We start from the raw sequence: 27,000 nt of genomic DNA, 5'->3' as shown, positions 1-27,000 counted from the left end.
CGATGGGACCCGGGATCGCCGGCCGGCTGCTCGACCCGCGCCACCACACCCGCCTCGCGGCCCTGGCCCGTACCGACTCCCGTCTCGTCGCCCATGAGCTGGCCGATCCGCCGCCCGCCGTCTCCGCCGCCCTCGCCGAGGCGGAGGTGCTGCTCACCTGCTGGGGCGCGCCGCCGCTCACCGCGCGGGTGCTGGACGCGGCGCCCCGGCTGCGGGCCGTCGTCCACGCCGCCGGCTCGGTCAAACACCACGTCACCGACGCCTGCTGGGAGCGCGGGATCGCGGTCAGCTCGGCGGCCGCCGTCAACGCGCTGCCGGTCGCCGAATACACCCTCGCCATGATCCTGCTGGCCAACAAGCGCGTGCTGCACTCCGCCCGCCGCTACCGCGAGCTGCGCGCCCCGCACGACTGGCAGGACGAGCTCGCCGCGGCCGGCAACTACCGCCGCACCGTGGGCGTCATCGGCGCCTCCCGCATCGGCCGCCGGGTCATCGAGCTGCTCCGCCCGTTCGGGCCGGCCGTGCTGCTGCACGATCCGTACGTGACGGCCGCCGAGGCCGCCCGCCTGGGGGTGCGCCCGGTGTCGCTCGGCGCGCTCTGCGCCGGCAGTGACGTGGTCACCGTGCACGCTCCGCAACTGCCCGCCACCCGCCATCTGCTGGGCGCCCGCGAACTGGCGTTGATGCCCGACGGCGCGACCCTGATCAACACCGCCCGCGGCTCCCTGGTCGACGGGGCGGCCCTGCTGCCCGAGCTGGTCTCCGGCCGTCTGCACGCCGTCCTGGACGTCACCGAACCCGAACTCCCGCCCGCGGACTCGCCGTTGTACGAGCTGCCCAACGTGCTGCTCACCCCGCACGTCGCCGGTTCGCTGGGCACCGAACTCCACCGGCTCACCGACCACGCCCTCGACGAACTCGACCGGTACACCCGCGGCCTGCCGTTCACCGACCCCGTGCACCCGGAGGACCTGGGCCGCTCGGCGTGACGGCCGGGGCACGGGGCGGCCGGCCCGGACCGGCCCCGGAACGCCGGAGACCCGGCCCCCGCCATCGGCGGGAACCGGGTCTCCGGTACGACGGGCGTCATCCGCCCGCCGTCACGGCGTCGCCTCGCGTCAGTGCGCGTGGCCGTGGCCGTGACCGGCCTCGGCGGGCTCGTCCTCGGCCGGCTTCTCGACGACCAGGGTCTCGGTCGTGAGCAGCAGCGAGGCGATGGAGGCGGCGTTCTCCAGGGCGGAGCGGGTGACCTTGACCGGGTCGATGACGCCGGCCTTGACCAGGTCGACGTACTCGCCGGTGGCGGCGTTGAAGCCGTTGCCCTTGTCCTGCTCCGCGACCTTGGCGGTGATCACGTAGCCCTCGAGGCCCGCGTTCTCCGCGATCCAGCGCAGCGGCTCGACGACGGCGCGGCGGACGACGGCGACACCGGTGGCCTCGTCGCCCTCCTTGCCGAGGGAGCCCTCCAGCACCTTGGCGGCGTGGACCAGCGCGGAGCCACCACCGGAGACGATGCCCTCCTCGACCGCGGCGCGGGTCGCGGAGATGGCGTCCTCCAGACGGTGCTTCTTCTCCTTGAGCTCGACCTCGGTGGCCGCACCGACGCGGATGACGCAGACGCCACCGGCGAGCTTGGCGAGGCGCTCCTGGAGCTTCTCGCGGTCCCAGTCCGAGTCGGTGGTCTCGATCTCGGCCTTGATCTGGGCGACGCGCGCGGTGACGTCCTCACTCTTGCCGCCACCGTCGACGATGGTGGTGTCGTCCTTGGTGACGGTCACGCGGCGGGCGGTACCGAGCACGTCCAGACCGGCCTGGTCGAGCTTGAGGCCGACCTCCTCGGCGATGACGGTGGCACCGGTGAGGGTGGCCATGTCGCCGAGCATCGCCTTGCGGCGGTCACCGAAGCCGGGGGCCTTGACGGCCACCGCGTTGAAGGTGCCACGGATCTTGTTCACGACCAGGGTCGACAGGGCCTCGCCCTCGACGTCCTCGGCGATGATCAGCAGCGGCTTGGAGGCACCGGCCTGGATGATCTTCTCCAGCAGCGGCAGCAGGTCCTGGATGGACGAGATCTTGCCCTGGTGGATCAGGATGTACGGGTCCTCGAGGACGGCCTCCATACGCTCCTGGTCGGTGACCATGTACGGCGACAGGTAGCCCTTGTCGAAGGCCATGCCCTCGGTGAAGTCCAGCTCCAGACCGAAGGTGTTGGACTCCTCGACGGTGATCACACCGTCCTTGCCCACCTTGTCCATCGCCTCGGCGATGAGCTCGCCGACCTGCTTGTCCTGCGCGGACAGACCGGCGACGGCGGCGATGTCGGCCTTGTCGTCGATCGGGCGGGCGCTGGCGAGAAGGTCCTCGGAGATGGCCTTGACCGCCGCGTCGATGCCCTTCTTCAGCGCGGCCGGGGAAGCACCCGCGGCGACGTTGCGCAGACCCTCGCGGACCAGCGCCTGGGCCAGCACGGTGGCGGTGGTGGTGCCGTCACCCGCGATGTCGTTGGTCTTGGTCGCCACCTCCTTGACGAGCTGGGCACCCAGGTTCTCGTACGGGTCGTCGACCTCGACCTCACGAGCGATGGTGACACCGTCGTTGGTGATGGTGGGGGCGCCGAACTTCTTGTCGATGACGACGTTGCGGCCCTTGGGGCCGATCGTCACCTTCACCGTGTCGGCAAGCTTGTTGACGCCGCGCTCAAGGGCGCGACGGGCGTCCTCGTCGAACTTCAGGATCTTCGCCATGGGTAGCTTCAAGTCCTCTCATTGCGATCCTCGGCACGCAGTGGGGACCGCTGTCTCAAACGGAACTGCGCCCCTGCCCCGGGTTGTTTAGACGCGGGAACCAGGGGCGCAGATCACGGCAAATCGGGTGACTTACTTCTCGACGATCGCGAGCACGTCACGCGCCGACAGAACGAGGTACTCCTCGTTGTTGTACTTCACCTCGGTGCCGCCGTACTTGCTGTAGAGCACGACATCGCCGACCTTGACGTCGAGCTCGATGCGCTTGCCGTCCTCGACACGGCCCGGGCCCACGGCCAGGACGACGCCCTCCTGGGGCTTCTCCTTGGCGGTGTCCGGAATGACCAGGCCCGAGGCCGTGGTCTGCTCGGCGTCGAGCGGCTGGACCACGATGCGGTCCTCAAGCGGCTTGATGGCAACCTTGGAGCTGGTGGTCGTCACGATCCGACCTCCCCCTTCGGAGATCTCACGGGGTTAACTGTCTGAGGTGGCGACCAGGTGGATCCGTCGTCGCGGGTGCCGGACCTGCCCGTCGCTGTGTCTGGCACTCCCCACTGGAGAGTGCCAACGCCGAGACTATGACGCGGTTAGCACTCGGTCAAGCGGAGTGCCAGCGTGCCGGAATCCGATCTGCCGGGACGGCGCGACGCCCGGCGGGCAACGGACGGCCGCCGGGCCGGTTTCCCTGCCAAATCGGACACACCTTCCCGTTCCCTCGCAACCACGCCACCGGCTGCCTCGTCTACCTCCCCGACTGCCCGGTCGGGGATGCGCGTCTGGGCATGTCTTATGGACCAGCCCGGAACGCCCGCGGCCCTGACCATCGATGGCGGAGGAATGCCGTGCGTGGACTGACCAGCTCTTCCCGGGCGGCCGGGCAGCCGGAGAGCGACGCCGAGCGCACCATGACGTTCGCCGCGCTCGAACGGGCGCCGGACCGCCGCCGGACCGAGGCATGGCTGCTCGCCCTCGTCGTCGCGATCGCCGTCTTCGGCTACGCCTACACCGGCCTGTCGATGACCGGTCGGCTCCCGGGCGGACTGGCCGGCTTCTCGGTGAGCATGCTCTTCGTCGCCCTGGTGCCGCACCTGGTCCTACGCCGCTACGCACCGCGCGCCGATCCGCTGATCCTGCCGCTGGCGACGCTGCTCACCGGGATCGGCCTGGTGCTGCTGCACCGGCTGGACCTCACCTACGCGCAGACCCCCCGGCTGAAGATCGCCGAGGCGGCCAGCGGCCAGCTGGTGTGGACGGTGATCGGGGTGGCCGTCTGCATCGTCATCCTGCTGGTGGTGCGCGACCACCGCGTCCTCCAGCGCTACATCTATCTGACGATGGCCGTCGCGCTGGTGTTACTGATGGCCCCGGCGTTCTTCGGCGCGGACATGTACGGCGCCAAGCGCTGGATCCTGCTCGGGCCGCTGTCGCTCCAGCCCGGCGAGTTCGTGAAGATCATGATCTCGGTGTTCTTCGCGGGCTACCTCACCGTCAGCCGCGACGCGCTGGCGCTGGCCGGCCGCCGGGTCATGGGCGTCCAACTGCCCCCGGGCAGGCAGCTCGGGCCGATCTTCACCATCTGGGCGATCAGCCTCCTGGTCCTGATCTTCGAACGCGACCTGGGCACCTCGCTGATCTTCTTCGGCGTCTTCGTGATCATGCTCTACATGGCCACCGACCGCACCAGCTGGGTGGTGTGCGGCCTGTTGATGGCCGTCGTCGGCGCGGCCGTCGTCGGCTCCCTCGAACCCCACGTCCACGGCCGGGTCACCGCCTGGCTGGACCCCATGCGGGCCTTCACCAAGCAGGGCGTGGCGGACGGCATGTCCGACCAGCTGGGGCAGGCGCTGTTCAGCTTCGGCAGCGGCGGCATCAGCGGCACCGGCCTGGGCCAGGGCCACCCCGAGCTGATCGGCTTCGCCGGCAACAGCGACTTCATCCTCACCACCGTCGGCGAGGAACTGGGCCTCACCGGCGTGATGGCGATCGTGATGCTGTACGTACTGCTGGCCCAGCGCGGGCTACGGGTCGGGCTGACCGCCCGCGACCCCTTCAGCAAACTGCTCGCGGTCGGCCTCGCCGGGGCGCTGCTGCTCCAGGTCTTCGTCGTCGCCGGCGGCGTCACCGGCCTCATCCCCCTCACCGGCAAGGCCCTCCCCTTCCTCGCCAAGGGCGGCTCGTCCCTGGTGGCGAACTGGGTGATGGTCGCCCTGCTGCTGCGCATCAGCGATCACGCCCAGCGGCGGCGTGAGCCGGTGCGGTGACTTCCCACGTTGTTTTCCGTCCCGCCGCGGTGGTTGTTCGCCGTTGCGCCTGCGGCGGGCCGGGTTGTTGTCGGGTGCGGTGCCGGCCCTCCGGACTTCGTCCTGCGGTCCGTCCCCTCCCGTGGGAGGGAATGTTGAAGGCCGGTGGGGGCGGGCGTGCATGATCACGCCCGCCCCCACTCAGGTTTTCCCACCCCCTACGGGAGGGGACGCGCCGCAGGACGAAGTCCGGAGGAGCGGCACCGCACCCGACCACCCACGCCCGCCGCAGGCGCCACGGCGAGCAACACCCACGGCGGGAAAGCCGACAACGTGCGGCGGCAACCACCACGGCGGGGAAGCCGAAAACGTGGGAGGGACAATGACACCGTGAGTGATCTGGACGTGTTTGCTGCCCTTCTCGCGCCCGAGGGGCAGACGTTGCTGGACGAGTTGCGGGACCACGACCCCGCCGACGAGCTGGCGGCAGCCACCCGGTTGCGGCGGGACCACCCCGCGCCGCTGGTCTCCGCGGCGCTCGGGCAGGCGCGGCTCCGGCAGCGGGCGGCGGCGAAGTTCGGGGCGGACGCCCAGCGGATGTACTTCACGGCCAACGGCGTCGAACAGTCCACCCGGGCGACCGTCGCCGCCCACCGCGCCGCCCGGCTCGCCGCGCTGGGCGTGCGGTCGGTGGCGGACCTGTGCTGCGGCATCGGCGGGGACGCGCTCGCGCTGGCGCGGGCCGGGATCCGCGTACTGGCCGTCGACCGGGACCCGCTGGCCTGCGCGGCGGCGCGGGCGAACGCCGCGGCGCTGGGGCTGGCGGAGCTGATCGAGGTGCGCGCGGCGGACGTGACGGAGGTGGACACCGCCGGCCATGACGCGGTGTTCGTCGACCCGGCGCGCCGCAGCAAGGTCCGGGGTGGCCGGATCTTCGACCCCGAGGCGTACTCGCCGCCGCTGTCCTGGGCCGTCGAGGCCGCGCGTACGGCACCGTTCGCGGCGCTGAAGATCGCGCCGGGCGTGCCGCACGAGATGCTGCCCGAGGACACCGAGGCGGAGTGGATCTCCGACCGGGGCGAGGTGAAGGAGGCGGTGCTGTGGTTCGGCACGGCGCCCGGCGCCCGCCGCGCCACCCTGCTGCCGGCCGGTGACTCGCTGTTGGGCGCGGGCCTGCCGGACCCGGAGGCCGGTCCGGTGGGCCGCTATCTGTACGAGCCGGACGGCGCCGTCATCCGCGCCCACCTCGTCGCCGAGGCCGCCGCCGGACTCGACGGCCGGCTCATCGACCCGACCATCGCGTACGTCACGGCCGACGCGCTGCGCCCGACGCCGTTTGCGACCGCCTACGAGATCACCGATGTGCTGCCGTTCAACGTCAAGCGGCTCAAGGCACTGCTGCGCGAGCGCGGGGTGGGCACCGCGGTGATCAAGAAGCGCGGTTCGGCGGTCGAGCCGGAGGAGCTGCGCAAGAAGCTGAAGCTGGCCGGCGGCGGCAACTCCGTCACGGTCTTCCTGACCCGGGTCGCGGGCGCGCCCACGATGCTGCTGGGGCAGCCGGCGCAGTGAGCGGGGGCTCAGGCCAGATCGGTGAGGTCCTCGGCGTAGATCTGGGAGAGCGGCTGCGGGCCGATGTACTGCTGGCAGGTGCACTGGCCGGCCTCGAACTGGACCGGTTTGCGGTCGGCGTCCCAGGCGACCGCGACCTCCACCAATTCGTGACACTTGCCCTTTTTGTCATGCTTGGCGAGGTGATGGGTGCAGCCGCACACCGGCTCCGGCGGCTTCTGGGCGGCGGCCAGTTCCTCCCGTACCTGACGGGCCGACTCCAGGCGCTGCATCTTGCGCTCGTGACGGGTGCGCAAGGCCGTACGGGCGGTGTCGGCGACCTTCGCGAAGCCGCCCGCCATGAAGAAGATGAAGACCCACCAGAACCAGTCCACAGCCTGCCGCCTCCCCACGCGCGCGCCCGGTGCCGCTCCAGGGTAAGACCTCGGGGCGGGCGGGGCGCCGGGGGAGGCGCCGGTTGTCACCGATCCTCAGAAGACGGTCACGAGTAGAGGTTCTGCTTGCTCAACTCGTGGACGTGGTCGTGGTGGTGGGCGGGGGCCTCGCCGGGCACATGGGGTTCGGTGACCGGAAGCGACGAGTCCGCCGAGAGGTCCCAGGCGGACGCCGCCCGGCCGCGGGCCACCATCTCCGCGCCCAGGGCCGCGACCATCGCGCCGTTGTCGGTGCACAGCTTGGGCCGCGGCACCCGCAGCGTGATGCCGGCGTCCTCGCAGCGGCGCGCGGCCATCGCCCGCAGCCGGGAGTTGGCCGCGACCCCGCCGCCGATCATCAGGTGGTCCACGCCGTTGTCCTTGCAGGCGCGTACGGCCTTGCGGGTCAGCACGTCCACCACGGCCTCCTGGAAGGACGCCGAGACGTCGGCCACCGGCACCTCCTCGCCGGCCGCCCGCTTGGCCTCGATCCAGCGCGCGACGGCCGTCTTCAGGCCGGAGAAGGAGAAGTCGTAGACCGGGTCGCGGGGGCCGGTCAGCCCGCGCGGGAAGCGGATCGCGTCGGGGTTGCCCTCGCGCGCGTAGCGGTCGATGACCGGGCCGCCCGGGAAGCCGAGGTTCAGCACCCGCGCGATCTTGTCGAACGCCTCGCCGGCCGCGTCGTCGATGGTCGAGCCGAGCGGCCGCACATCGGAGGTGATGTCGGGGGCCAGCAGGAGGGAGGAGTGGCCGCCGGAGACCAGCAGGGCCATCGTCGGCTCGGGCAGCGGGCCGTGCTCCAGCTGGTCGACGCAGATGTGCGAGGCGAGGTGGTTGACGCCGTAGAGCGGCTTGCCGAGGGCGTAGGCGTACGCCTTGGCCGCCGAGACGCCGACCAGCAGCGCGCCGGCCAGGCCGGGCCCCGCGGTGACGGCGATGCCGTCCAGGTCGCTCGCCGCGACCCCGGCGTCCTTCAGCGCCCGCTGGATGGTCGGGACCATCGCCTCCAGGTGGGCCCGGGAGGCGACCTCGGGCACCACGCCGCCGAAGCGCGCGTGTTCGTCGACGCTGGAGGCGACCGCGTCGGCGAGGAGGGTGTGGCCGCGGACGATGCCGACACCGGTCTCGTCGCAGGAGGTCTCGATGCCGAGGACGAGCGGTCCGCCGCGTGAGTCAGCCATGATCGTCAAGTTCCTTGTACGGAGGGTGCTTCGGAGGAGGTCTGGGTGGGGCGGCGCATCACGAGCGCGTCGACGTTGCCGGGCTGGTAGTAGCCGCGGCGGAAGCCGATCGGCTCGAAGCCGAAACGCTCGTAGAGGCGCTGAGCGCGGAGGTTGTCGACGCGTACCTCCAGCAGCACCTCGTGGCACTCGAAGTCCGTCGCGGCGCCGAGGAGTTCGGTCAGCAGGCGGGCACCGAGGCCGGTGCCCCACTGGTCGCGGACGGTGGCGATGGTCTGGACGTCGCCGGTGCCGTCGACGGCGGCCAGCCCGGCGTAGCCGACCAGCCGGCCCGACAGCTCGGCGACGAGGTAGCGGCGGGTGGCGCCGGGCCCGCGGGCGTGCGCCAGCTCGGACCAGAACATGCCGGCCGACCAGGCGTCCTCGGGGAAGAGGTCGCGCTCCAGCTCCAGCACCGGCGCGATGTCCCACCAGCGCATCTCGCGCAGCACCGCGGCGGGCCGCGGGGAGCCGCCGTCCGGTGACGCCGCGGCGGGGCGGGAGTCGTGCGACGGGCCGGCGGTCACTTGGGGGTGACCACCTTGTAGTTGGCGGGCACCTGGGCGTCCGGGCGGCGCAGGTACAGCGGCCGCGGCGGCAGCAGCTCCTCGCCCGCGGCCAGCTTCTCGGCCGCCAGCGCGGCGAGCGCCGCGGCGGACTGGTGCTCGGGCCCCTCGCGTCGTACGCCGGTGAAGACCGTGTCGTAGAGCAGCGCGCCCGCGCCCACGGCGGGGACGCCGGCCACCTCGTCGGCGAGGTCGGCGGGGCGGTCGACGGCCGGTTCGGTCAGGCGGGTGCGGGCGTCCGCGTAGCGCGCCCAGTAGACCTCTTTGCGGCGGGCGTCGGTGGCCACGACGAACGGCTCGGTCAGTCCCGAGGCGTACGCGAGGCCGTCAAGCGTGCACAGGCCGTGGACGGGGACGTCGAGGACCGCGCCGAACGTGGCGGCGGTCACCAGTCCCACCCGCAGCCCGGTGTACGGCCCCGGCCCCACCCCGACCACGATCTCGCTGACCTCGTCGAGCTTCCGGCCGGCCTCGCCCAGCACCCGGTCGACGGCGGGCAGCAGCAGCTCGCCGTGGCGGCGCGCGTCGACCTGCCGGGATTCGGCGAGGATGCCCGTCCCGTCGTGGAGCGCGACCGTGACGGCGGGGGTGGCGGTGTCAAGAGCTAGCAGCAGCACGCCCTCAAGCCTACGGCGCGGCCGATGGTGCCCCGTCCCCTGCTACCGTCGCCCCGGAGCAGGGGAACGCAGGAACAGGGAGAGGTGGCACAGCGGTGCCCGCTAAGAGCAGCACGATCGTCACCGCGCTGACCACGGCCGCCGTGGTCGCCGTCGGGGTGCTCGGCTACCAGGCCGCGGCGTCCGCCCCGGCCACCCTGGCCCAGGCCCGCGGTGACGGCCACCACAGTGCGCCGCAGGGCAACCGCGACCAGCCCGGCAAGAAGGCCAAGCCGCCGGCCCCGGCACCGGTCCCCACCGCCTCCGGCACCGGCCGGCGGGTGGTCTACTCGCTCGGCGGCAAGCGGGTCTGGCTGGTCGACGCCAAGGGGAAGACGGTGCGCACGTTCACCGTCGCGCCGAGCACGGTGAGCCCGGCGCCGGGCAGCTACGCGGTCGGCTCGCGCTCGGTGAGCGTGACCGGCTCGGACGGCATCGCGATCGAGCACGTGGTGCGGTTCACCACGGTCAACGCGGTCACGGTCGGTTTCAGCGCGGCGGTCGACGGCTCGCGGCCGGCCCCGGGCGCGGCGAAGAAGACCGGCGGAATCCGTGAGTCGCGGGACGACGGCAAGGCGCTGTGGGACTTCGCGCTGCAGGGCACCAAGGTCGTCGTGGTCTCCTGAGCGGTCCGACGATTCGCCCCTACGGGCTACGCCGCGTCGCGGCCTCCGGTGGACGGGGCGTCCCCGCCCTCCGCCTCCGGCTCGTCCCGGCGCCCCGCGGGCTTGCCCTGACGGGCCTCCTCGTCGGCGTCCGGAGGTGTGGAGACCGCGCTGGCCGCGGCGCAGGCGGCGAGCAGCTCGTTCATCGTCGGCGGCGTCTCGCGCGCATCGTGCTGGTGGGCCGACATGGACGCCTCCTGGGGCTCCTGGGGCAAAGCGACAGAAGCTAGGCTCGCTACTTAGGCACACCTAACTGGGGTCTCCACCCATGTGACCACGCCCAGTACCGGCTGCGCAACATCTTGCCGACGCCTTGTCGGAAACTACCGGGTCTGTGACGTGCGGGAACCCCTCGACGCCGGTCCCGTCAGCAGATCTCCAGGTCCGGCAGGCCGGCGTCCGCCCAGCGCGCGCCGTGACCGGTGACCGTCACCTCGCGGACGTCGTCCACGTCCTCCTCCGGGTGCTCGGCGAGGCGCTCCGCGCCGTCCCCGCCCACGGCCCGGCCGATGACCACGTGCAGCCGGTCGTCGGAGAGCTCCTCGACCTTGCCCTCGCCCCACTCCACGACCACCACCGAGGCCGGCAGCGACACGTCGAGGTCCAGGTCCTCCATCTCGTCCAGCCCGCCGCCGAGCCGGTAGGCGTCGACGTGCACCAGCGCGGGGCCGCCGACCAAGGAGGGGTGGACGCGGGCGATGACGAAGGTGGGCGAGGTCACGGCGCCGCGCACGCCGAGCCCCGCGCCCAGGCCGCGGGTCAGCGTGGTCTTGCCGGCGCCCAGCTCACCGGTGAGCAGCACCAGGTCGCCGGGGCGCAGCAGAGGGGCCAGCCTGCGGCCCAACTCCTGCATCTGATCGGGGGACTTGACGGTGACATGCGCAACGGCGCCGGTGGTGCTCATGTCGCAAATGGTACGGGCCGGCGCCCCGCGGTGGCGGCGCCCACGACTCAGGCCCGGGCGTGCCGGGAGTTACGGGCCGCCGCGCTGGCCCGCTCCACCAGGGACACCAGGTGCTCGTTGACCAGCTCGGGCCGCTCCAGCATCACCAGGTGGCCGGCGCCCGGCACGCACACCAGTTCCGCGTGGGGCAGCACCTCGGCGATCGTCCGGCTGTGCTCGGCGGGGGTGATCAGGTCGTTCTCCCCGGCGAGCACCAGCGCGGGCACCGCGTCGTACGCCACCAGCGCCTCGGTCTTGTCGTGCACCGCGAACGCCGGGAAGAACTCGGCGACCACGTCGATCGGGGTCCCCTCGATCAGCCGCTCGCCGAACCGCGCGATGCCCGGGTCGACGTCCTCCGGCGTGCCGAACGAATAGCGCTTGACCAGGCCCGCGAAGAGATCGGCGGTGACCTGCCGGCCCCGTTCGACCAGCTCGCGCTGCCAGCCGAGCGCCTTGAGCACGCCCGGCGCGAGGCGGTGGAACGCCTTCATGCCCATCGACGGCAGCCCGTAGGTGACCTCGCTGAGCCGCCCCGCCGAGGTGCCGATCAGCGCCACCCCGACCACCCGCTCGGCGACGTACTCGGGGAACTGGTCGGCCAGCGCCATCACCGTCATGCCGCCCATCGAGTGCCCGACCAGCACGATCGGCCCCTCGGGCACCGCGGCGTCCAGCACCGCCTTCAGGTCGCGGCCCAGCAGATCGATGGTGACGTTCTCCGTGCCGTCGATCTGGCTGTGGCCGCGCGCCGAGCGGCCGTGGCTGCGCTGGTCCCAGTGGACGGTGCGCACCGTGCCGCGCAGCGCGGCGCGCTGGAAGTGCCAGGAGTCCTGGCTCAGGCAGTAGCCGTGGCTGAAAACGACCGTGGGGGCCGCCGCGCGCCGCCCCAGCGCCGCCGTCAGCCGCTTGCGCAGCGTGCCGTGGGCCTCCTGCGCGGCGCGGGCCGGTTTGCCCCGGGCGGGCCGCGCGGACCCGTCCTGCTTGCCGTTCCGGGCACCCTTGGCACCCTTGCCGTTCGCCGCCGGCGGGCCGTCCACCTCCGCGGCGTCCACCTCGTCGACCTCGTAGAACAGCTCGGTGCCGTCCTCGGCGACCGCCGCCCCCGGTGTGCCGCGCAGCGTGCCGTACGGGCCGGCCGCGTCCAGTGCGAGCCGGGCCCGGCGGCGCATGCCGCGGCCGACCGTCATCCGCTCTATCGCCACACCGGCCGCGGCGCCCGCCGCGACCACACCGATCGCGGCGCCGGCGAGGCCCGCGTGCCGGCCCGCCTTGGCCCAGTTGTTCGCGGCCTCGGCGGCGATCTCCGCCGCCGCCTCGACCGCCTCCACGGCGTCGTTGCCCTCGGTCATGCGGTACCCCCCGTGAACGCGCTGTCGCCCTCGGCTGCTGCGGCTTCTTCCGCCCCGCTCCGTATGCCACTGCCCACATAGACGCGTGGCACCCGGGTTCCGATCCGGGTGACGATTTCGTAGCCGATGGTTCCGGCCGCCCGGGCCCAGTCCTCCGCGGTCGGCTCGCCGCGGTCACCGGGGCCGAACAGCACCGCCGTCGCGCCCTCCTCGGCGCTGTCGCCGCCCAGGTCGACCACGAACTGGTCCATCGCGATCCGTCCGGCGACCGTCCGCCACTTGCCGGCGACCAGCACCGGCCCGGTGCCGGAGGCGTGCCGCGGGACGCCGTCGGCGTAGCCGAGCGGGACCAGCGCGAGGGTGGTCTCGCCGGGCGTGGTGTACAGGTGCCCGTACGACACCCCGTGGCCGCCCGGGACCCGCTTGACCGACGCGAGCGCGGCCTCCAGGGTCATCGCGGGCCGCAGCCCGAGGTCCTGGGACGTGCCGAGCTCGGGGCTGGGCGAGATGCCGTAGATGCCGATGCCGGCCCGCACCAGGTCGTAGTGGGCGTGCGGCAGGGTGAGGGTGGCCGGGGTGTTGGCGATGTGCCGCACCTCGGGGCGCAGTCCGGCCGCCCCGGCGGTCCGCAGCGCGTCCTCGAAGGAGGCGAGCTGGGCGTCGATCGAGGGGTGCCCCGGCTCGTCGGCGCAGGCGAAGTGCGACCAGACGCCGGTGACGGTGAGCGCGCCCTCGGCCTCGGCGGCGCGGGCGGCGGCGGTCAGCTCCGGCCAGTCGGCGGGCTGGCAGCCGTTGCGGCCGAGACCGGTGTCGATCTTGAGTTGGACGCGGGCGGTACGGCCGCAGGCGCGGGCCGCCGCGACCACCTCGCGCAACGCCCACAGCCCGCTCACCGAGACGTCGATGTCCTGCTCGACGGCCTGGCGCCAGGGCCCGCCCGGCGTCCACAGCCAGCACATCAGCCGCCCGGTGTCGCCGGCCGCGCGCAGCGCGAACGCCTCCTCGGGCAGCGCGGTGCCCAGCCAGGTCGCCCCGGCCTCACGGGCGGCGCGCGCGCAGCGCACCGCACCGTGTCCGTAGCCGTCGGACTTGACCACGGCCATCAGCTCTGCCCGGGGCGCACGGTCGCGCAGCGTGCGGACGTTCGACCGCACGGCGGCGAGGTCGATCACGGCACGGGCGCGCTTCGCTGTCTCGTTCATCCCCCTCAGTGTCTCAGGCGCCGCTGCGGCGCCCGGGGGGACCGGCGGCAAAACCGCGCTCACCCGACGGGTTTCCGCCCCCACACGTGCACCACATCGCCCTTCTTCAGCAGGTTCCACAGCCTGCGGGCGTCCGACCAGGTCAGATTGATGCAGCCGTGCGAGCCGGGGCCCGCGTAGATGTCCTCGTAGACGCCGTGCAGCGCCTCCCCCCGGTCGAAGAACTGCGCGAACGGCATCGGCGTGTGGTACAGGTTCGAGGTGTGGTTCCTGCTGCGCCGGTAGATGCGGTACGTGCCGGTGCGGGTCTCCATCGTCGGCTGGCCGGAGCGGATGGCGACCGGGTCGAAGAGCACCGCGCCGCCCTGCTGCACCCACAGCAGCTGCCGGTTCAGATCCGCGCACACGGTCCGCTCGGGACGGTCCGGGCACCTGCCCGCCCGGTTGGGGTCCTTCCTCGCCCGCATCAGCCGTACGGCGGCGCCGGTCGCCCGGCCCGCGTAGCCGGTCGCCGGTGCGATGCGGTGGGCGCGCTGGAACCGCCGGATCGCCCGGCAGTCCCCCGCGCTCTGCCGCCCGTCCACGTCCCGCCCCAGATAGCGCTCGGCCTGCCGCTGGTACGGCCCGGTGGGGGTGGCGCAGCGCGGCGCCCGGCCGGGTGCGGCGGCGGGGACGGCCGGGCGCAGGGCAGGTGCCGCGTACCGGGCGGACGGCGGGGTGGCCGCCGCGGGCGGCCCGTCGAGGGGGAACAGCGAGGCGCAGACCAGCAGCGCCACCAAGGTGCGTTTCATGCCCTCACGCATGCCGTGCCCGGTGCGCCGCACCGCCCGCCCGGAGCGAGGTTCGCCCTGGTGCCCGCGGCTTTCCCCCGCGGGGCGTAACGGCCGGCACCCGGACCTGTCAGGCCGTCACATCCCGCCAGGCGGCCGGGAGATGACCGGCGACCTCGGTGGCGGTGATCGGCGCGCCGTCCGGCCCGGCGGCCCGGCGCGCCGCGAGGCCGTGCAGATACGCGCCGACCGAGCCCGCGTCGCGCGCCGGGAGCCCCGCGGCCAGCAGCGAGCCCGTCACCCCCGACAGCACGTCCCCGCTCCCGGCCGTCGCCAGCCAGCCGGTGCCCGTGGGGTTCACCCGCACCGGCCCGCTCGCCGCGGCGACCAGCGTCGTCGAGCCCTTGAGCAGCACCGTGGCCGCGTAGCGCCGCGCCAGCTCCCGTACGGATGCCAGCCGCGCGGCCTCGACCTCCTCCCGGCCGCGGCCGAGCAGCGCCGCCGCCTCCCCGGCGTGCGGGGTGAGCAGCGTCGCGGCGCCGCGCGCGCGGACCCGCTCCGGCGTCAGGAACCGCAGCCCGTCCGCGTCCACCAGCACCGGCACGTCCGACGCCAGGACGTCCTCCAGCGCGTCGGCCTCGTCGCCGAGGCCGGGCCCGATCACCCATGCCTGCACCCGGCCCGCCCGGTCCGGCGGACCGGCGTGCACCAGCGTCTCGGGGAAGCGGGCCAGCACCGCGTCCGCGGCCGGCCCGACGTACCGCACCGCCCCGGCGCCGCCCCGCAGCGCCCCGGCCACCGCCAGTACCGCCGCGCCCGGATAGCGCGCCGACCCGGCGACCACGCCCACCACACCCCGCCGGTACTTGTCGCTCTCCGGCGCCGGGTACGGCAGCAACTCCGCCACGTCCACGTGCTGCAGCGCCTCGATGTCGGCCTCCGCGGGCAGCGTCAGCCCGATGTCCACCAGCCGCAGCGCGCCGGCCCGCTCCCGCGCCGGATCGATCAGCAGCCCCGGCTTGTACGCGCCGAACGTCACCGTCGCGTCGGCCCGTACGGCCTCGCCGTGCACCTCACCGCTGTCCGCGTCCACCCCGCTGGGCAGGTCCACCGCCACCACCGGCGCCGACTGCCGTGCGGCGCGGGCGAGTTCGGCGGCCTCCGGGCGCAGCCCGCCGCGCCCGCCGATCCCCACGATCCCGTCCACGACCAGATCGGCCCACGCGACGTCACGCGGCGCGTCGGCCGAGACCCGCCCGCCGGCCCGGCGCAGCGCGGCCAGGCCGCCCGGGTGGGCCCGTTCGGGCGAGAGCAGCACCGCGACCACCCCGGCGCCCCGCCGTGCCAGCCGGGCACCGGCGTACAGCGCGTCGCCGCCGTTGTCCCCGCTGCCCACCAGCAGCACCACCCGGCTGCCGTAGACCCGGCCCAGCAACTCGGCGCAGGCGGCCGCCAGTCCGGCCGCCGCCCGCTGCATCAGGGTTCCTTCGGGCAGCCGGGCCATCAGCTCCTGCTCGGCGGCCCGCACGGTCGAAACGCTGTAGGCAGTCCTCATGCGGACCAGTCTCACCCCTCGGCGATGACCACGGCGGAAGCGACGCCCGCGTCGTGGCTCAGCGACACGTGCCACGACCGCACCCCCAGCGCCGCCGCGCACCGCTCGACGGTGCCGCGCACCCGCAGCCGCGGGCGTCCGCTGTCCTCGACGTACACCTCGGCGTCCGTCCAGTGCAGCCCGGCCGGCGCGCCGAGCGCCTTGGCCACCGCCTCCTTGGCGGCGAACCGCGCGGCCAGCGAGGCGGTGCCGCGCCGCTCGCCGCTCGGCAGCAGCAGTTCCGAGGGGATGAACAGCCGGTGCGCCAACTCCGGCGTACGGTCCAGCGCGGCGCCGAAGCGGTCGATCTCCGCGACGTCGATCCCGACCCCGATGATCACTCCACCGTCACCGACTTGGCCAGGTTGCGCGGCTGGTCGACCTCGTTGCCCCGGGCGGTGGCCAGCTCGCAGGCGAACACCTGCAACGGGACCGTGGAGACCAGCGGCTGGAGCAGCACCGGCGTGCGCGGGATCCGCACGAGGTGGTCGGCGTACGGCACCACGGCCTCGTCGCCCTCCTCGGCGATCACGATCGTCCGGGCGCCGCGGGCCCGGATCTCCTGGATGTTGGAGACGATCTTGTCGTGGAGCACCGAGCGCCCGCGCGGCGACGGCACCACCACGACGACCGGCAGATCGTCCTCGATCAGCGCGATCGGGCCGTGCTTGAGCTCGCCGGCGGCGAACCCCTCCGCGTGCATGTACGCGAGTTCCTTGAGCTTGAGCGCGCCCTCCAGCGCCACCGGATAGCCCACGTGCCGGCCGAGGAACAGCACCGTGTCCTTGTCGGCGAGGCCCCGTGCCAACTCCCGCACCGGCTCCATCGTGCCGAGCACCTGCTCGACCTGGGTGCCGATGGCGGCCAGTTCGCGCACCACGGCCCGGACCTCGTCGCCCCACTTCGTGCCCCGTACCTGCGCGAGGTACAGCGCCACCAGATAGCAGGCGACCAGCTGCGTCAGGAACGCCTTCGTCGACGCCACCGCCACCTCGGGACCGGCGTGCGTGTAGAGCACCGCGTCGGACTCCCGGGGAATGGTGGAGCCGTTGGTGTTGCAGATGGCGAGCACCTTCGAGCCCTGCTCGCGGGCGTGCCGCAGCGCCATCAGGGTGTCCATGGTCTCGCCGGACTGGCTGATCGCGATCACCAGCGTCCGCCGGTCCAGGATCGGGTCGCGGTAGCGGAACTCGCTGGCCAGCTCGGTCTCGCAGGGAATCCGGGTCCAGTGCTCGATCGCGTACTTGGCGATCATGCCCGCGTGGTACGCCGTCCCGCACGCCACGATGACGACCTTGTCGACCTCGCGCAGCACCTCCGGCGGGATGCGCACCTCGTCCAGCGACAGCACCCCCGAGCCGTCGATCCGCCCCAGCAGGGTGTCCGCGACGGCCTTCGGCTGCTCGGCGATCTCCTTGAGCATGAAGTAGTCGTAGCCGCCCTTCTCGGCGGCCGAGGCGTCCCAGTCGACGTGGTACGCGCGCACGTCCGCGGGCGCGCCGTCGAAGTCGGTGACCGTCACCCCGTCCCGGCGCAGCTCCACCACCTGGTCCTGGCCCAGTTCGATCGCGTCGCGGGTGTGCGCGATGAACGCCGCCACGTCGGACGCCAGGAACGCCTCGCCGTCGCCGACCCCCACCACCAGCGGTGAGTTGCGGCGCGCCCCGACCACCACGTCCGGCTCGTCCGCGTGCACCGCGACCAGGGTGAAGGCGCCCTCCAGCCGCCCGCACACCTGCCGCATCGCCTCCGCCAGCTCGCCGCACGACGAGTACGCCTCGGCGAGCAGGTGCGCCACCGCCTCGGTGTCCGTCTCGGACACCAACCGGTGCCCGCGCTCGGCGAGTTCGGCGCGCAGCGCGGCGAAGTTCTCGATGATGCCGTTGTGGACGACCGAGACCCGGCCGGCGTTGTCCAGGTGCGGGTGGGCGTTCTCGTCGGTGGGCCCGCCGTGGGTGGCCCACCGGGTGTGCCCGATGCCGGTCGACCCGGCCGGCAGCGGACGGCCCGCCAGCTCCTTCTCCAGATTGGCGAGTTTGCCGGCCTTCTTCGCCGCGGCCAGCCCACCGTCGGCCAGCACGGCGACGCCCGCCGAGTCGTAGCCGCGGTACTCCAGGCGCTTCAGACCGGCCAGGACGACGTCAAGGGCGCTCTGCCCGCCCACATATCCCACGATTCCGCACATGGAGGCAGCCTACGACGCCCGCGGATCAATACCCGCGCGCTATCCGGTGGTGCGCCTCGCGCACCGTCTCCAGGAACTCCTCGTCGGCCTCCGCGTCCGTGCCGGGACCGCCGGCCGGTTCGTACCGCTCCAGGAAGTCCCCGAGGTCCTCCCCCAGGTCCTCCTCCGGCAACTCCTCCGCCAGCTCCGCGTACACCCGCGCCACGAATCCGTCCGTCGTGGCGTCCGCTCCGCGGCCGCCGACCGCGCCGATGGTCCTCCCCCTGGTCCGCAACCCCAGCAGACCGGCCTTCCGCGCTCGCACGCCCACCCCCAGCTCTCGTCCGCGGCCCGCCCGCGCGGCCGCTCCCCGCTGCCGACCGTACCGGGCAAACCCCCTCGGGTACAGACACCCAGGTGGCGAACCACCCAACTCCGGCCCGACGGCCACAAGCCCGCCCCGAGGGCGCGCCGGACCACCCCGATATGAACGGCGCATTGCGGCTGCGCACAATGGGCGCGTGCCCTTGACGACCGATCCGCAGCAACGACGCCGCGCCGACAGCTCGCCGTACGTCGATCTGACGCGCGCGCAATGGAGCGCCCTCAGGGAGAAGACCCCGCTGCCCCTGACGGCCGAAGAGGTCGAACGGCTGCGCGGCCTGGGCGACGTCATCGACCTCGACGAGGTGCGCGACGTCTACCTCCCGCTCTCCCGGCTCCTCAACCTCTACGTCGGCGCGACGAGCAATCTGCGCGGCGCCCTGAACACCTTCCTGGGCGACGCGGGCGGCGGCCAGGGCTCCCAGCCCGGCACGCCCTTCGTCATCGGGGTCGCCGGCAGCGTCGCGGTCGGCAAGTCCACCACCGCCCGGCTGCTCCAGGCCCTGCTCGCCCGCTGGCCGGAACACCCCCGCGTCGAGCTGATCACCACCGACGGGTTCCTCTTCCCCAACGCCGAGCTGCACCGGCGGGGCCTGATGTCCCGCAAGGGCTTCCCGGAGTCCTACGACCGCCGGGCGCTGACCCGTTTCGTCGCCGATGTGAAGTCCGGCCGCGCCGAGGTCACCGCCCCCGTCTACTCCCACCTGATCTACGACATCGTGCCCGGCGAGCGGCTCACCGTGCACCGCCCCGACATCCTGATCGTCGAGGGGCTCAACGTCCTCCAGCCGGCGCTGCCCGGCAAGGACGGCCGCACCCGCCTCGGCCTCGCCGACTTCTTCGACTTCTCCGTCTACGTCGACGCCCGCACCGAGGACATCGAGCAGTGGTACCTCGGCCGCTTCCGCAAGCTGCGCGAGACCGCCTTCCAGAACCCGTTCTCGTACTTCCGCAAGTACACCCAGGTCTCCGAGGACGAGGCCCTCGACTACGCCCGCATGATGTGGCGCACCATCAACAAGCCCAACCTGCAGCAGAACGTCGCCCCCACCCGCGGCCGGGCGAACCTGGTGCTCCGCAAGGGCCCCGACCACAAGGTGCAGCGGCTGTCGCTGCGCAAGCTCTAGGGAGTACGGCGACCGTGCTGCATCTGCGACTGATGGTGCCCGCCGACCGTACGGAGGACGTCGTCGAGCTGCTGGAGACGACCGTCGGCACGGCCCACCTGGCCGTGTTGAGCGGTGCCGCCCGCGAGCCGCGGGGCGATGTCGTGCTGTGCGACGTGGCCCGGGAGGCCGCGGACGGGCTGCTGGCCCGGCTGCGGGCGATGGACCTGGACCGGACCGGCTCGATCGCGATCGAGCACATCGACCTGTCGCTGTCGCTGCGCGCGCAGCGGGCGGCGGACGAAGCCCCCGGCGAGGGCGTGGACGCCGTCCTGTGGGAATCGCTGTCCGACGCCACGCACGAGGAGTCGACGCTCTCCGTCACCTATCTGGCGTTCCTGACGCTGGCGACGATGATCGCGGCCTGCGGCGTGGTCCTCGACAACGCGATCCTGATCGTCGGCGCGATGGCGGTGGGGCCGGAGTTCGGCCCGCTGGCCGGCTTCTGCACCGCGCTGGTCCGGCGCGCGCCGCGGCTGGCCTGGCGCTCGCTGACCGCGCTGCTCGTCGGGTTCGCGGTGGCGACCGCGGTGACCGTCGGCTTCAGTCTGTTCATGGACGCGGTCGGGCTCTTCCACGTCGAGGCGCTGGAGGCCGCCCGGCCGAACACCAACTTCATCTACCGGCCGGACTGGTTCTCGTTCGTGGTCGCCGTGCTCGCCGGCATCGCCGGCGTGCTCTCGCTGACCTCCGCCAAATCGGGCGCGCTGGTGGGCGTGGCGATCTCGGTGACCACGGTCCCGGCCGCCGCGAACGCCGCGGTCGCCCTGGCCTACCGGGAGTACGCCCAGTCCTGGCACTCCCTGGAGCAGCTGCTGCTGAACCTGGCGGGCATCGTCCTCGCCGGCACGCTGACCCTGGCCACCCAGAAGCGGCTGTGGTCCCGGCACGGCGCGGGCCCGGCCCCGCGCTGACATCGCTGTCGGGCGGGCCGGGCCCAGGGCGCCGGAAGGTCAGCCGAGCGCGGACTTCACCACATCGGCGAGGCGCTCCGCCACGGCCCTGGCCTGCTCGATGTCCGCGGCCTCCACCATGACGCGCACCAGCGGCTCCGTACCGGACGGCCGCAGCAGCACCCGGCCGGTGGCACCCAGCTCCCGCTCCGCGTCGGCGACCGCGGCGGTCAGCTCGGGCGAGGTGGCCACCCGCGAGCGGTCCACGTCGGGGACGTTGACGAGGATCTGCGGCAGCCGCTCCATGACGCCGGCCAGCTCGCCGAGCGGACGGCCGGTGGCCGCGACCCGGGCCGCCAGCATCAGACCGGTCAGCGTGCCGTCGCCGGTGGTGGCGTGGTCGAGCACGATGACGTGCCCGGACTGCTCGCCGCCCAGCGCGAAGCCGTGCGCCTTCATCTCCTCCAGGACGTAGCGGTCGCCGACCGCGGTCCGTACGAGGTCGATGCCCTCGCGCTCCAGGGCCAGCTTGAAGCCGAGGTTGGACATGACCGTGGCGACCACGGTGTTCTTGCGCAGCACGCCCGCCTCGCGCATGCCGAGCGCGAGGACGGCCAGGATCTGGTCGCCGTCGACCTCGTTGCCCTCGCGGTCCACCGCCAGGCAGCGGTCCGCGTCACCGTCGTGGGCCACACCCAGGTCGGCGCCGTGCTCGACGACCGCCGCGCGCAGCTGGCCGAGGTGGGTGGAGCCGCAGCCGTCGTTGATGTTCAGGCCGTCGGGGTCGGTACCGAGCGTGACGACCTCGGCGCCGGCCCGGGCGAACGCCTCCGGCGAGACCCGCGCCGCCGCGCCGTGCGCACCGTCGATGACGACCTTCAGCCCGTCCAGCCGGTTGGGCAGCACGCCGACCAGGTGCGCGACGTAGTTGTCGAAGCCCTCGTCGTAGACGGTGACCCGGCCCACCCCGGAGCCGGTCGGCCGCTCCCACGGCTCGCCGGAGCTGTGCGCGCGGTACGTCTCCTCGATCCGGTCCTCCAGCTCGTCGGCGAGCTTGTGGCCGCCGCGGGCGAAGAACTTGATGCCGTTGTCGGGCATCGGGTTGTGGCTGGCGGAGAGCATCACCCCGAGGTCGGCACCCAGCGAACCGGTCAGATAGGCGACCGCCGGGGTCGGCAGCACGCCCACGCGCAGCACGTCCACACCGGCGCTGGCCAGCCCGGCGACGACCGCGGCTTCCAGGAACTCCCCGGACGCACGTGGATCACGTCCGACCACCGCCACCGGGCGGTGCCCTTCGAAGGTGCCCGCTTCGGCCAGTACATGTGCCGCGGCCACCGACAGACCGAGCGCCAGCTCCGCCGTCAGGTCCGCATTGGCGACGCCGCGTACCCCGTCCGTGCCGAAGAGTCGTCCCACTGGTGTCCTCCGAGTTGTCGAGCTTGGACCAGAGCCTTGAATCCAGGTATACGCCCCTGGTCACGGATAGCCGAACGCCCCGGCAGCACGGTCGGTGCCACCGGGGCGTTCGCCAAGAGCTGCACGGTGCAGCGCGCGCGATTAGCGCTTGCTGTACTGCGGCGCCTTGCGGGCCTTCTTCAGACCGGCCTTCTTGCGCTCGACCGCACGGTCGTCACGCTTGAGGAACCCGGCCTTCTTCAGCGCGGGGCGGTTGTTGTCCACGTCCGCCTCGTTCAGCGCACGGGCCACGCCCAGGCGCAGCGCACCGGCCTGGCCGGAGATGCCGCCGCCGGAGATGCGGGCGATCACGTCGTAGCGGTTGTCGAGCTCGAGCACCTTGAAGGGCTCGTTGACTTCCTGCTGGTGCACCTTGTTGGGGAAGTAACCCTCAAGGGTGCGGCCGTTGATCTTCCACTGGCCGGTGCCCGGGACGATCCGGACGCGGGCGATGGCGTTCTTGCGACGGCCCAGGCCGGCGGCCGGCTGCGGGTCGCCGAAGCGGGACGCGAGGGACTCGGAGGTGTACTCCGACTCCACGACCTCGGTCTCGGTGGTGTACTCCTCGACCTCGTCCAGCGGGGTCTCGGGGGTGGTCTCAGCCACGATGCTCCTCAGAATTCTCTGTCGTCTTAGGGGGTGGCCGGACTTACTGCGCGACCTGGGTGATCTCGAACGGGACCGGCTGCTGCGCAGCGTGCGGGTGCTCGGCACCCGCGTAGACCTTCAGCTTCGAGAGCATCTGACGGCCGAGGGTGTTCTTGGGGAGCATGCCCTTGATGGCCTTCTCGACGGCCTTCTCGGGGTTCTTGTCGAGCAGCTCGTCGTAGCGGACCGAGCGCAGACCGCCCGGGAAGCCGGAGTGGCGGTAGGCCATCTTCTGCGTCCGCTTGTTGCCGGACAGGTGCACCTTGTCGGCGTTGATGATGATGACGAAGTCACCCGTGTCAACGTGAGGGGCGTAGACCGGCTTGTGCTTACCGCGCAGGAGGGACGCGGCCTGGCTGGCCAGACGGCCCAGGACAACGTCCTGCGCGTCAATGATGTGCCACTGGCGCTGGACATCGCCGGGCTTGGGGCTGAACGTACGCACGTCTTAGCCTTCGCTTCTTCAGAGTGGTTTCCCCTGGTCGTGAGACCGCGGGGACGGGTCCTGTACTGGTCACCACGGCTGATCACACAGCAGGGCGGCGCTACGGGTGACGCAACCCGATCGTCCGCCGCTGGTGACCGGTCCGGTGGACCGGCGTAAGGGCCCCTCACGTGAGATAGAGCAAGCCAATACGCATAACGAACTGGCAGAATACCGGGCCCTCCCCAGCGGGGTCAAAACGCCCCCCGAACCCGCGTGCGGTCCCGCTCCGCCGTCGCCTCCGTGGCTCCTCCATTGTCCCCGCCGAGGTCCGCGGCCGCACCGCTACCGCTCGCGTGCCACCCGCCGCTCGTCCCACACCGGCTCCGGCGTCTCCCGCACCACGCCGTCCGCCCCGAACACCAGGAACCGGTCGAAGGACCGCGCGAACCACCGGTCGTGCGTCACCGCCAGCACCGTCCCCTCATACGCCTCCAGCCCCTCCTGCAGCGCCTCGGCCGACTCCAGGTCCAGGTTGTCGGTCGGCTCGTCGAGCAGCAGGGCCGTACTGCCGGACAGCTCCAGGAGGAGGATCTGCAGACGCGCCTGCTGCCCCCCGGAGAGCCGCTCGAAGGGCTGCTCGGCCTGCTTCTCCAGCTCGTAGCGGCGCAGCGCCGACATGGCCTGGCCCTTGTCCTTGGCGTGCTCGGTCCACAGGATGTCCAGCAGGCTGCGCCCCCTCAGCTCGGGATGCGCGTGTGTCTGCGCGAAGTGGCCGGGCACGACCCGGGCGCCCAGCTTCCAGGTGCCCGTATGGGCCACCGGACGGTCGCCGTCCCCGGCCAGCAGGCGCAGGAAGTGCGACTTGCCCGACCCGTTGGAGCCCAGGACCGCGACCCGCTCCCCGTAGAAGACCTCCAGGGAGAACGGCTTCATCAAGCCGGTCAGCTCCAGGTCCTCGCAGGTCACGGCCCGTACGCCGGTGCGCCCGCCGCGCAGCCGCATGGTGATCTCCTGCTCGCGCGGCGGCTCCGGCGGCGGCCCGGCCTCCTCGAACTTCCGCAGCCGGGTCTGCGCCGCCGCGTAGCGCGACGCCATCTCATGGCTCACCGCGGCCGCCTGCCGCAGGTTGACCACCAGCTTCTTGAGCTGGGCGTGCTTCTCGTCCCAGCGCCGGCGCAGCTCCTCGAAGCGGGCGAAGCGCTCCTTGCGGGCCTCGTGGTAGGTGTCGAAGCCGCCGCCGTGCACCCAGACGTCGGAGCCCGCCGGCCCCGGCTCGACGCTGATGATCTTCTCCGCGGCCCGGGCCAGCAGCTCCCGGTCGTGCGAGACGAACAACACAGTCTTGCGCGTCGTGCGCAGCTGCTCCTCCAGCCACCGCTTGCCCGGCACGTCCAGATAGTTGTCCGGCTCGTCCAGCAGCAGCACCTCGTCGGTGCCGCGCAGCAGCGACTCCAGCACCAGCCGCTTCTGCTCGCCGCCGCTGAGCGTGCGCACCTGCCGCCACTGGGCCTTCTCGTACGGCATGCCCAGCGCGGCCGTCGTGCACATGTCCCAGACGGTCTCGGCCTCGTAGCCCCGCGCCTCCGCCCAGTCGCTCAGCGCCTGCGCGTACGCCATCTGCGCGGCCTCGTCGTCCGCCTCGGCCGTCATCAGGGCCAGCTCCGCGGCGTCCACCGCGGTCGCCGCCTCCCGGATCCGCGGCTGGGCCACCGACACCAGCAGGTCCCGGACCGTACGGTCGTCGCGCACCGAGCCCACGAACTGCGGCATCACGCCCAGCCCGCCGCTGACCGAGACCGTCCCGCCGTGCGGGGCCAGCTCCCCCGCCAGCAGCCGCAGCAGGGTCGTCTTGCCCGCTCCGTTGGCTCCGACCAGCGCCATCGACGCGCCCTCCGCCACCCGGAAGGACACGTCCCCCAGCAGGACCCTCCCGTCCGGCAGGTAGTACTCCAGGTGTCCGGCTTCCAGATGTCCCATGGGCGGATTGTGACCGGCCGCCAAGCGTTCCACCAACCGCATTAGGATGCGCGCCATGAGTTACGGGCAAGGCGGGCCCTTCGACGGCCCCGGGGGATCAATGTCGTCCACTCCGGACTGGGACGCGCTCGCCGACGAGAGCGAGGCGCGGGCCCGGCGCAAACGCTGGATATGGATCGGCGGCGGTGCGCTGGCCGCCCTCGCGGTGGCCGGCATCGTCGCGGCCGCCGTCATGGCCGGCGGCAACTCCCCCGGCGGCGGCCCGACCGCCGCCCCCACCTCGTCCGGCCAGGCCGCACCGGACGACAAGCCGTCCTTCCCCGATGTCTCGGTGCCGCCCCCGCCCAACCCGCAGGACTACATCACCGACCCCAAGAAGGACACCGCGCCGCTCACCCCCGCCACCCTCTTCCCGCAGAAGAGCATGATCGTCGGCGAGCACGGCTACCCCCGCACCAACACCGCCACCACCAAGGACTGCACCGCCGGCGCCCAGGGCGCCCTGGTCTCCTCGCTCGCCCACAACGGCTGCAAGCAGCTGCTGCGCGCCACGTACTCCAAGGGCGGCGTCGCGGTCACCATCGGCGTCGCGGTCTTCAACTCCCCGGCCCAGGCCACCAAGGTCATGAACGAGGCGCGGACCAACCTGATGCCGCTGCCCGGCGGCGGTGTCCCCTCGGACTTCTGCCAGGGCCACAAGTGCCGGATGGCCACCAACGCCACCGGCCGCTACGCCTACTTCACGATCGCCGGCTACCTCAACGGCAAGGACGTCGTGGCGTCGGAGACCAAGGCCCGGCAGATCGCACGGGACGGCGGCGCCTACGCCTTCAGCCAGATCAACCAGCGCGGCAAGGACCAGGCCGCGAAGGCCGCCGAGAAGCAGCTCGAAGAGGCCCGCAAGAAGGCCGGCCAGTCGTCCTGACGCGTCCGGTGGCGCCGCCCCGCGGCGGCGCCACCACCGCTCCTCCGGCCCGGGTCCCGCCTCAGCAGCAGCCGGCCCCGGAGGCCGCCCCCAGCGTCCGCTTGTTGCGCGCCTCCTTGTTGCGCGCCCGCAGGCCCTCGTCGGCCGGGTAGCCGACTTCCTCCAGCGTCAGCCCGTGCGGCCGTACGACGTGCACCGCGGAGTCCCGCACCCCGGCCGCCAGCACCTTGCCCGGCCACTCCGGCGGCCGGTGCCCGTCGCCGACGAACAGCAGCGCGCCGATCAGCGAGCGCACCATGTTGTGGCAGAAGGCGTCCGCCCGCACCGTCGCCGTGATGATCCCCTCCGCGTCCCGCACCAGGCTCAGCTCCTGGAGCGTGCGGATGGTCGTCGCGCCCTCCCGCTTCTTGCAGTACGCGGCGAAGTCGTGCTCCCCGAGCAGCGGCCGGGCGGCCTCGTTCATGGCCGCCACGTCCAGCGGCCAGTCGTGCCACAGCACATGGCCGCGCAGCAGCGGGTCCACGCCCGCGGGGTGATCGGTCACGCGGTACGCGTACCGCCGCCAGATCGCCGAGAAGCGCGCGTTGAACCCCTCGGGCGCCTCGGCCACCGACCACACCCGCACGTCCTTCGGCAGCCGCCCGGCGAGCCGCTTGCGCAGCTTCTCCCGGTGCTCGGCCCAGATCTCCTCCGGCAGGTCCACATGCGCCACCTGCCGCCGCGCGTGCACCCCCGCGTCCGTCCGCCCGGCCACCGTCAGCTCGTACGGCTCCGGCGACCGCGTGACCGTACGCAGCGCGTCCTCGATCTCCGCCTGCACCGTCCGCTGCCCGCCGGCCTGCTTGGCCCAGCCCGAAAAGTCCTTGCCGTCATAGGCAAGGTCCAGCCGCACCCGGACGTACCCGGGCTCCACCTCGTCGCTCACGCCATCAATCCTCTCAGGGCCCGGACGACAAGAAGCGGGCCCGTCCCCAAGGGACGGACCCGCTCCTCACAGCCAGGCAAACGCCTCGGCGTCCGAGTC

At 72.9% G+C, this 27,000-nt stretch carries 27 protein-coding genes; 7 read left to right on the top strand and 20 right to left on the bottom strand.

Annotation, left to right across the window (positions count from 1 at the left end; translation table 11 throughout):
* Positions 1-2 precede the first annotated feature (2 nt).
* Positions 3-989, top strand: a complete 987-nt coding sequence (locus SL103_RS02490; protein ID WP_069573303.1) for a hydroxyacid dehydrogenase — start codon at positions 3-5, stop codon at positions 987-989.
* Positions 990-1,118: 129 nt separating this feature from the next.
* Here SL103_RS02490 and groL read toward each other — a convergent pair whose 3' ends face one another.
* The gene (gene groL, locus SL103_RS02485; RefSeq protein ID WP_069567096.1) at positions 1,119-2,744 is read right to left on the bottom strand and encodes a chaperonin GroEL; all 1,626 of its coding nucleotides are present in this window, start codon (positions 2,742-2,744) and stop codon (positions 1,119-1,121) included.
* Between the two features lie 132 nt (positions 2,745-2,876).
* Positions 2,877-3,185, bottom strand: a complete 309-nt coding sequence (groES, locus tag SL103_RS02480) for a co-chaperone GroES (RefSeq protein WP_069567095.1) — start codon at positions 3,183-3,185, stop codon at positions 2,877-2,879.
* A 464-nt stretch (positions 3,186-3,649) separates the two neighbouring features.
* Between groES and SL103_RS02475 the strand changes: the two genes are divergently transcribed.
* Positions 3,650-5,005, top strand: coding sequence for an FtsW/RodA/SpoVE family cell cycle protein (locus SL103_RS02475; RefSeq protein WP_069573301.1), 1,356 nt, complete (start codon positions 3,650-3,652; stop codon positions 5,003-5,005).
* Positions 5,006-5,374: 369 nt separating this feature from the next.
* On the top strand, positions 5,375-6,553 hold the full coding sequence (locus SL103_RS02470) for a class I SAM-dependent methyltransferase (protein ID WP_069567094.1): 1,179 nt from the start codon (positions 5,375-5,377) through the stop codon (positions 6,551-6,553).
* Between the two features lie 8 nt (positions 6,554-6,561).
* On the opposite strand, the gene SL103_RS02465 is transcribed toward SL103_RS02470, so the two are convergent.
* The 4 genes from SL103_RS02465 to tsaB all read right to left on the bottom strand — a co-directional run bounded on the left by SL103_RS02465 (position 6,562) and on the right by tsaB (position 9,369).
* Positions 6,562-6,927, bottom strand: a complete 366-nt coding sequence (locus SL103_RS02465) for a hypothetical protein (protein WP_069567093.1) — start codon at positions 6,925-6,927, stop codon at positions 6,562-6,564.
* A 107-nt stretch (positions 6,928-7,034) separates the two neighbouring features.
* On the bottom strand, positions 7,035-8,147 hold the full coding sequence (tsaD, locus tag SL103_RS02460; RefSeq protein WP_069567092.1) for a tRNA (adenosine(37)-N6)-threonylcarbamoyltransferase complex transferase subunit TsaD: 1,113 nt from the start codon (positions 8,145-8,147) through the stop codon (positions 7,035-7,037).
* Positions 8,148-8,152: 5 nt separating this feature from the next.
* Positions 8,153-8,626 carry a ribosomal protein S18-alanine N-acetyltransferase gene (gene rimI / locus SL103_RS02455; protein WP_069573299.1) on the bottom strand — a complete coding sequence of 158 codons (474 nt, stop codon included), beginning with the start codon at positions 8,624-8,626 and terminating at the stop codon, positions 8,153-8,155.
* An 83-nt stretch (positions 8,627-8,709) separates the two neighbouring features.
* The gene (gene tsaB, locus SL103_RS02450) at positions 8,710-9,369 is read right to left on the bottom strand and encodes a tRNA (adenosine(37)-N6)-threonylcarbamoyltransferase complex dimerization subunit type 1 TsaB (protein ID WP_069567091.1); all 660 of its coding nucleotides are present in this window, start codon (positions 9,367-9,369) and stop codon (positions 8,710-8,712) included.
* 95 nt (positions 9,370-9,464) lie between these two features.
* Between tsaB and SL103_RS02445 the strand changes: the two genes are divergently transcribed.
* Entirely contained in the window at positions 9,465-10,034 is a 570-nt protein-coding gene (locus SL103_RS02445) for a L,D-transpeptidase (protein ID WP_069567090.1), read from the top strand.
* A 26-nt stretch (positions 10,035-10,060) separates the two neighbouring features.
* On the opposite strand, the gene SL103_RS02440 is transcribed toward SL103_RS02445, so the two are convergent.
* The 9 genes from SL103_RS02440 to SL103_RS02400 form a co-directional block, all read right to left on the bottom strand.
* A complete protein-coding gene (locus tag SL103_RS02440; protein ID WP_069567089.1) occupies positions 10,061-10,261 on the bottom strand; it encodes a hypothetical protein in 201 nt (66 codons plus the stop codon).
* A gap of 179 nt (positions 10,262-10,440) precedes the next feature.
* Positions 10,441-10,977: a tRNA (adenosine(37)-N6)-threonylcarbamoyltransferase complex ATPase subunit type 1 TsaE gene (tsaE, locus tag SL103_RS02435; protein ID WP_069567088.1), complete on the bottom strand. Its 537-nt coding sequence runs from the start codon at positions 10,975-10,977 to the stop codon at positions 10,441-10,443.
* A gap of 47 nt (positions 10,978-11,024) precedes the next feature.
* Positions 11,025-12,368, bottom strand: coding sequence for an alpha/beta fold hydrolase (locus SL103_RS02430; RefSeq protein ID WP_069567087.1), 1,344 nt, complete (start codon positions 12,366-12,368; stop codon positions 11,025-11,027).
* Positions 12,365-13,570, bottom strand: coding sequence for an alanine racemase (alr, locus tag SL103_RS02425; RefSeq protein ID WP_069567086.1), 1,206 nt, complete (start codon positions 13,568-13,570; stop codon positions 12,365-12,367). The genes SL103_RS02430 and alr overlap by 4 nt, the downstream gene beginning before the upstream one ends.
* A gap of 59 nt (positions 13,571-13,629) precedes the next feature.
* Positions 13,630-14,361: a L,D-transpeptidase family protein gene (locus tag SL103_RS02420; RefSeq protein ID WP_244303819.1), complete on the bottom strand. Its 732-nt coding sequence runs from the start codon at positions 14,359-14,361 to the stop codon at positions 13,630-13,632.
* A gap of 109 nt (positions 14,362-14,470) precedes the next feature.
* The gene (locus tag SL103_RS02415; RefSeq protein WP_069567084.1) at positions 14,471-15,895 is read right to left on the bottom strand and encodes an NAD(P)H-hydrate dehydratase; all 1,425 of its coding nucleotides are present in this window, start codon (positions 15,893-15,895) and stop codon (positions 14,471-14,473) included.
* An 11-nt stretch (positions 15,896-15,906) separates the two neighbouring features.
* Complete coding sequence (locus SL103_RS02410; RefSeq protein WP_033269684.1) at positions 15,907-16,275, bottom strand: holo-ACP synthase; 369 nt, start codon at positions 16,273-16,275, stop codon at positions 15,907-15,909.
* Entirely contained in the window at positions 16,272-18,119 is a 1,848-nt protein-coding gene (glmS, locus tag SL103_RS02405; RefSeq protein ID WP_069567083.1) for a glutamine--fructose-6-phosphate transaminase (isomerizing), read from the bottom strand. The genes SL103_RS02410 and glmS overlap by 4 nt, the downstream gene beginning before the upstream one ends.
* Positions 18,120-18,144: 25 nt before the next feature.
* Positions 18,145-18,423 (bottom strand): hypothetical protein, encoded by a 279-nt coding sequence (locus SL103_RS02400; RefSeq protein ID WP_069573296.1) that lies wholly within the window; start codon positions 18,421-18,423, stop codon positions 18,145-18,147.
* A 196-nt stretch (positions 18,424-18,619) separates the two neighbouring features.
* Between SL103_RS02400 and coaA the strand changes: the two genes are divergently transcribed.
* Together coaA and SL103_RS02390 are read left to right on the top strand one after the other, a co-directional pair.
* Positions 18,620-19,609 (top strand): type I pantothenate kinase, encoded by a 990-nt coding sequence (gene coaA, locus SL103_RS02395; RefSeq protein ID WP_033269687.1) that lies wholly within the window; start codon positions 18,620-18,622, stop codon positions 19,607-19,609.
* Between the two features lie 14 nt (positions 19,610-19,623).
* Positions 19,624-20,562, top strand: coding sequence for a DUF389 domain-containing protein (locus SL103_RS02390; protein WP_069567082.1), 939 nt, complete (start codon positions 19,624-19,626; stop codon positions 20,560-20,562).
* Positions 20,563-20,601: 39 nt separating this feature from the next.
* Here SL103_RS02390 and glmM read toward each other — a convergent pair whose 3' ends face one another.
* The 4 genes from glmM to SL103_RS02370 all read right to left on the bottom strand — a co-directional run bounded on the left by glmM (position 20,602) and on the right by SL103_RS02370 (position 25,051).
* The gene (glmM, locus tag SL103_RS02385; RefSeq protein ID WP_069567081.1) at positions 20,602-21,960 is read right to left on the bottom strand and encodes a phosphoglucosamine mutase; all 1,359 of its coding nucleotides are present in this window, start codon (positions 21,958-21,960) and stop codon (positions 20,602-20,604) included.
* Between the two features lie 141 nt (positions 21,961-22,101).
* On the bottom strand, positions 22,102-22,605 hold the full coding sequence (rpsI, locus tag SL103_RS02380; protein WP_033269690.1) for a 30S ribosomal protein S9: 504 nt from the start codon (positions 22,603-22,605) through the stop codon (positions 22,102-22,104).
* 43 nt (positions 22,606-22,648) lie between these two features.
* Positions 22,649-23,092, bottom strand: coding sequence for a 50S ribosomal protein L13 (rplM, locus tag SL103_RS02375; RefSeq protein ID WP_030062877.1), 444 nt, complete (start codon positions 23,090-23,092; stop codon positions 22,649-22,651).
* Between the two features lie 324 nt (positions 23,093-23,416).
* Positions 23,417-25,051: an ABC-F family ATP-binding cassette domain-containing protein gene (locus SL103_RS02370; protein ID WP_069567080.1), complete on the bottom strand. Its 1,635-nt coding sequence runs from the start codon at positions 25,049-25,051 to the stop codon at positions 23,417-23,419.
* 55 nt (positions 25,052-25,106) lie between these two features.
* On the opposite strand from SL103_RS02370, the gene SL103_RS02365 reads away from it, so the two are divergent.
* On the top strand, positions 25,107-25,976 hold the full coding sequence (locus tag SL103_RS02365; RefSeq protein WP_069567079.1) for a hypothetical protein: 870 nt from the start codon (positions 25,107-25,109) through the stop codon (positions 25,974-25,976).
* A gap of 61 nt (positions 25,977-26,037) precedes the next feature.
* Here the strand turns inward: SL103_RS02365 and truA are convergent, their stop codons facing one another.
* Positions 26,038-26,901 carry a tRNA pseudouridine(38-40) synthase TruA gene (truA, locus tag SL103_RS02360; RefSeq protein ID WP_069567078.1) on the bottom strand — a complete coding sequence of 288 codons (864 nt, stop codon included), beginning with the start codon at positions 26,899-26,901 and terminating at the stop codon, positions 26,038-26,040.
* Positions 26,902-27,000 lie beyond the last annotated feature (99 nt).

The organism is Streptomyces lydicus (assembly GCF_001729485.1).
In the GTDB taxonomy this organism is placed as follows: Bacteria; Actinomycetota; Actinomycetes; order Streptomycetales; family Streptomycetaceae; genus Streptomyces; species Streptomyces lydicus_D.
Note: the sequence above shows the minus strand (reverse complement) of the source record. Positions and strands in the feature narration are given on the sequence as shown.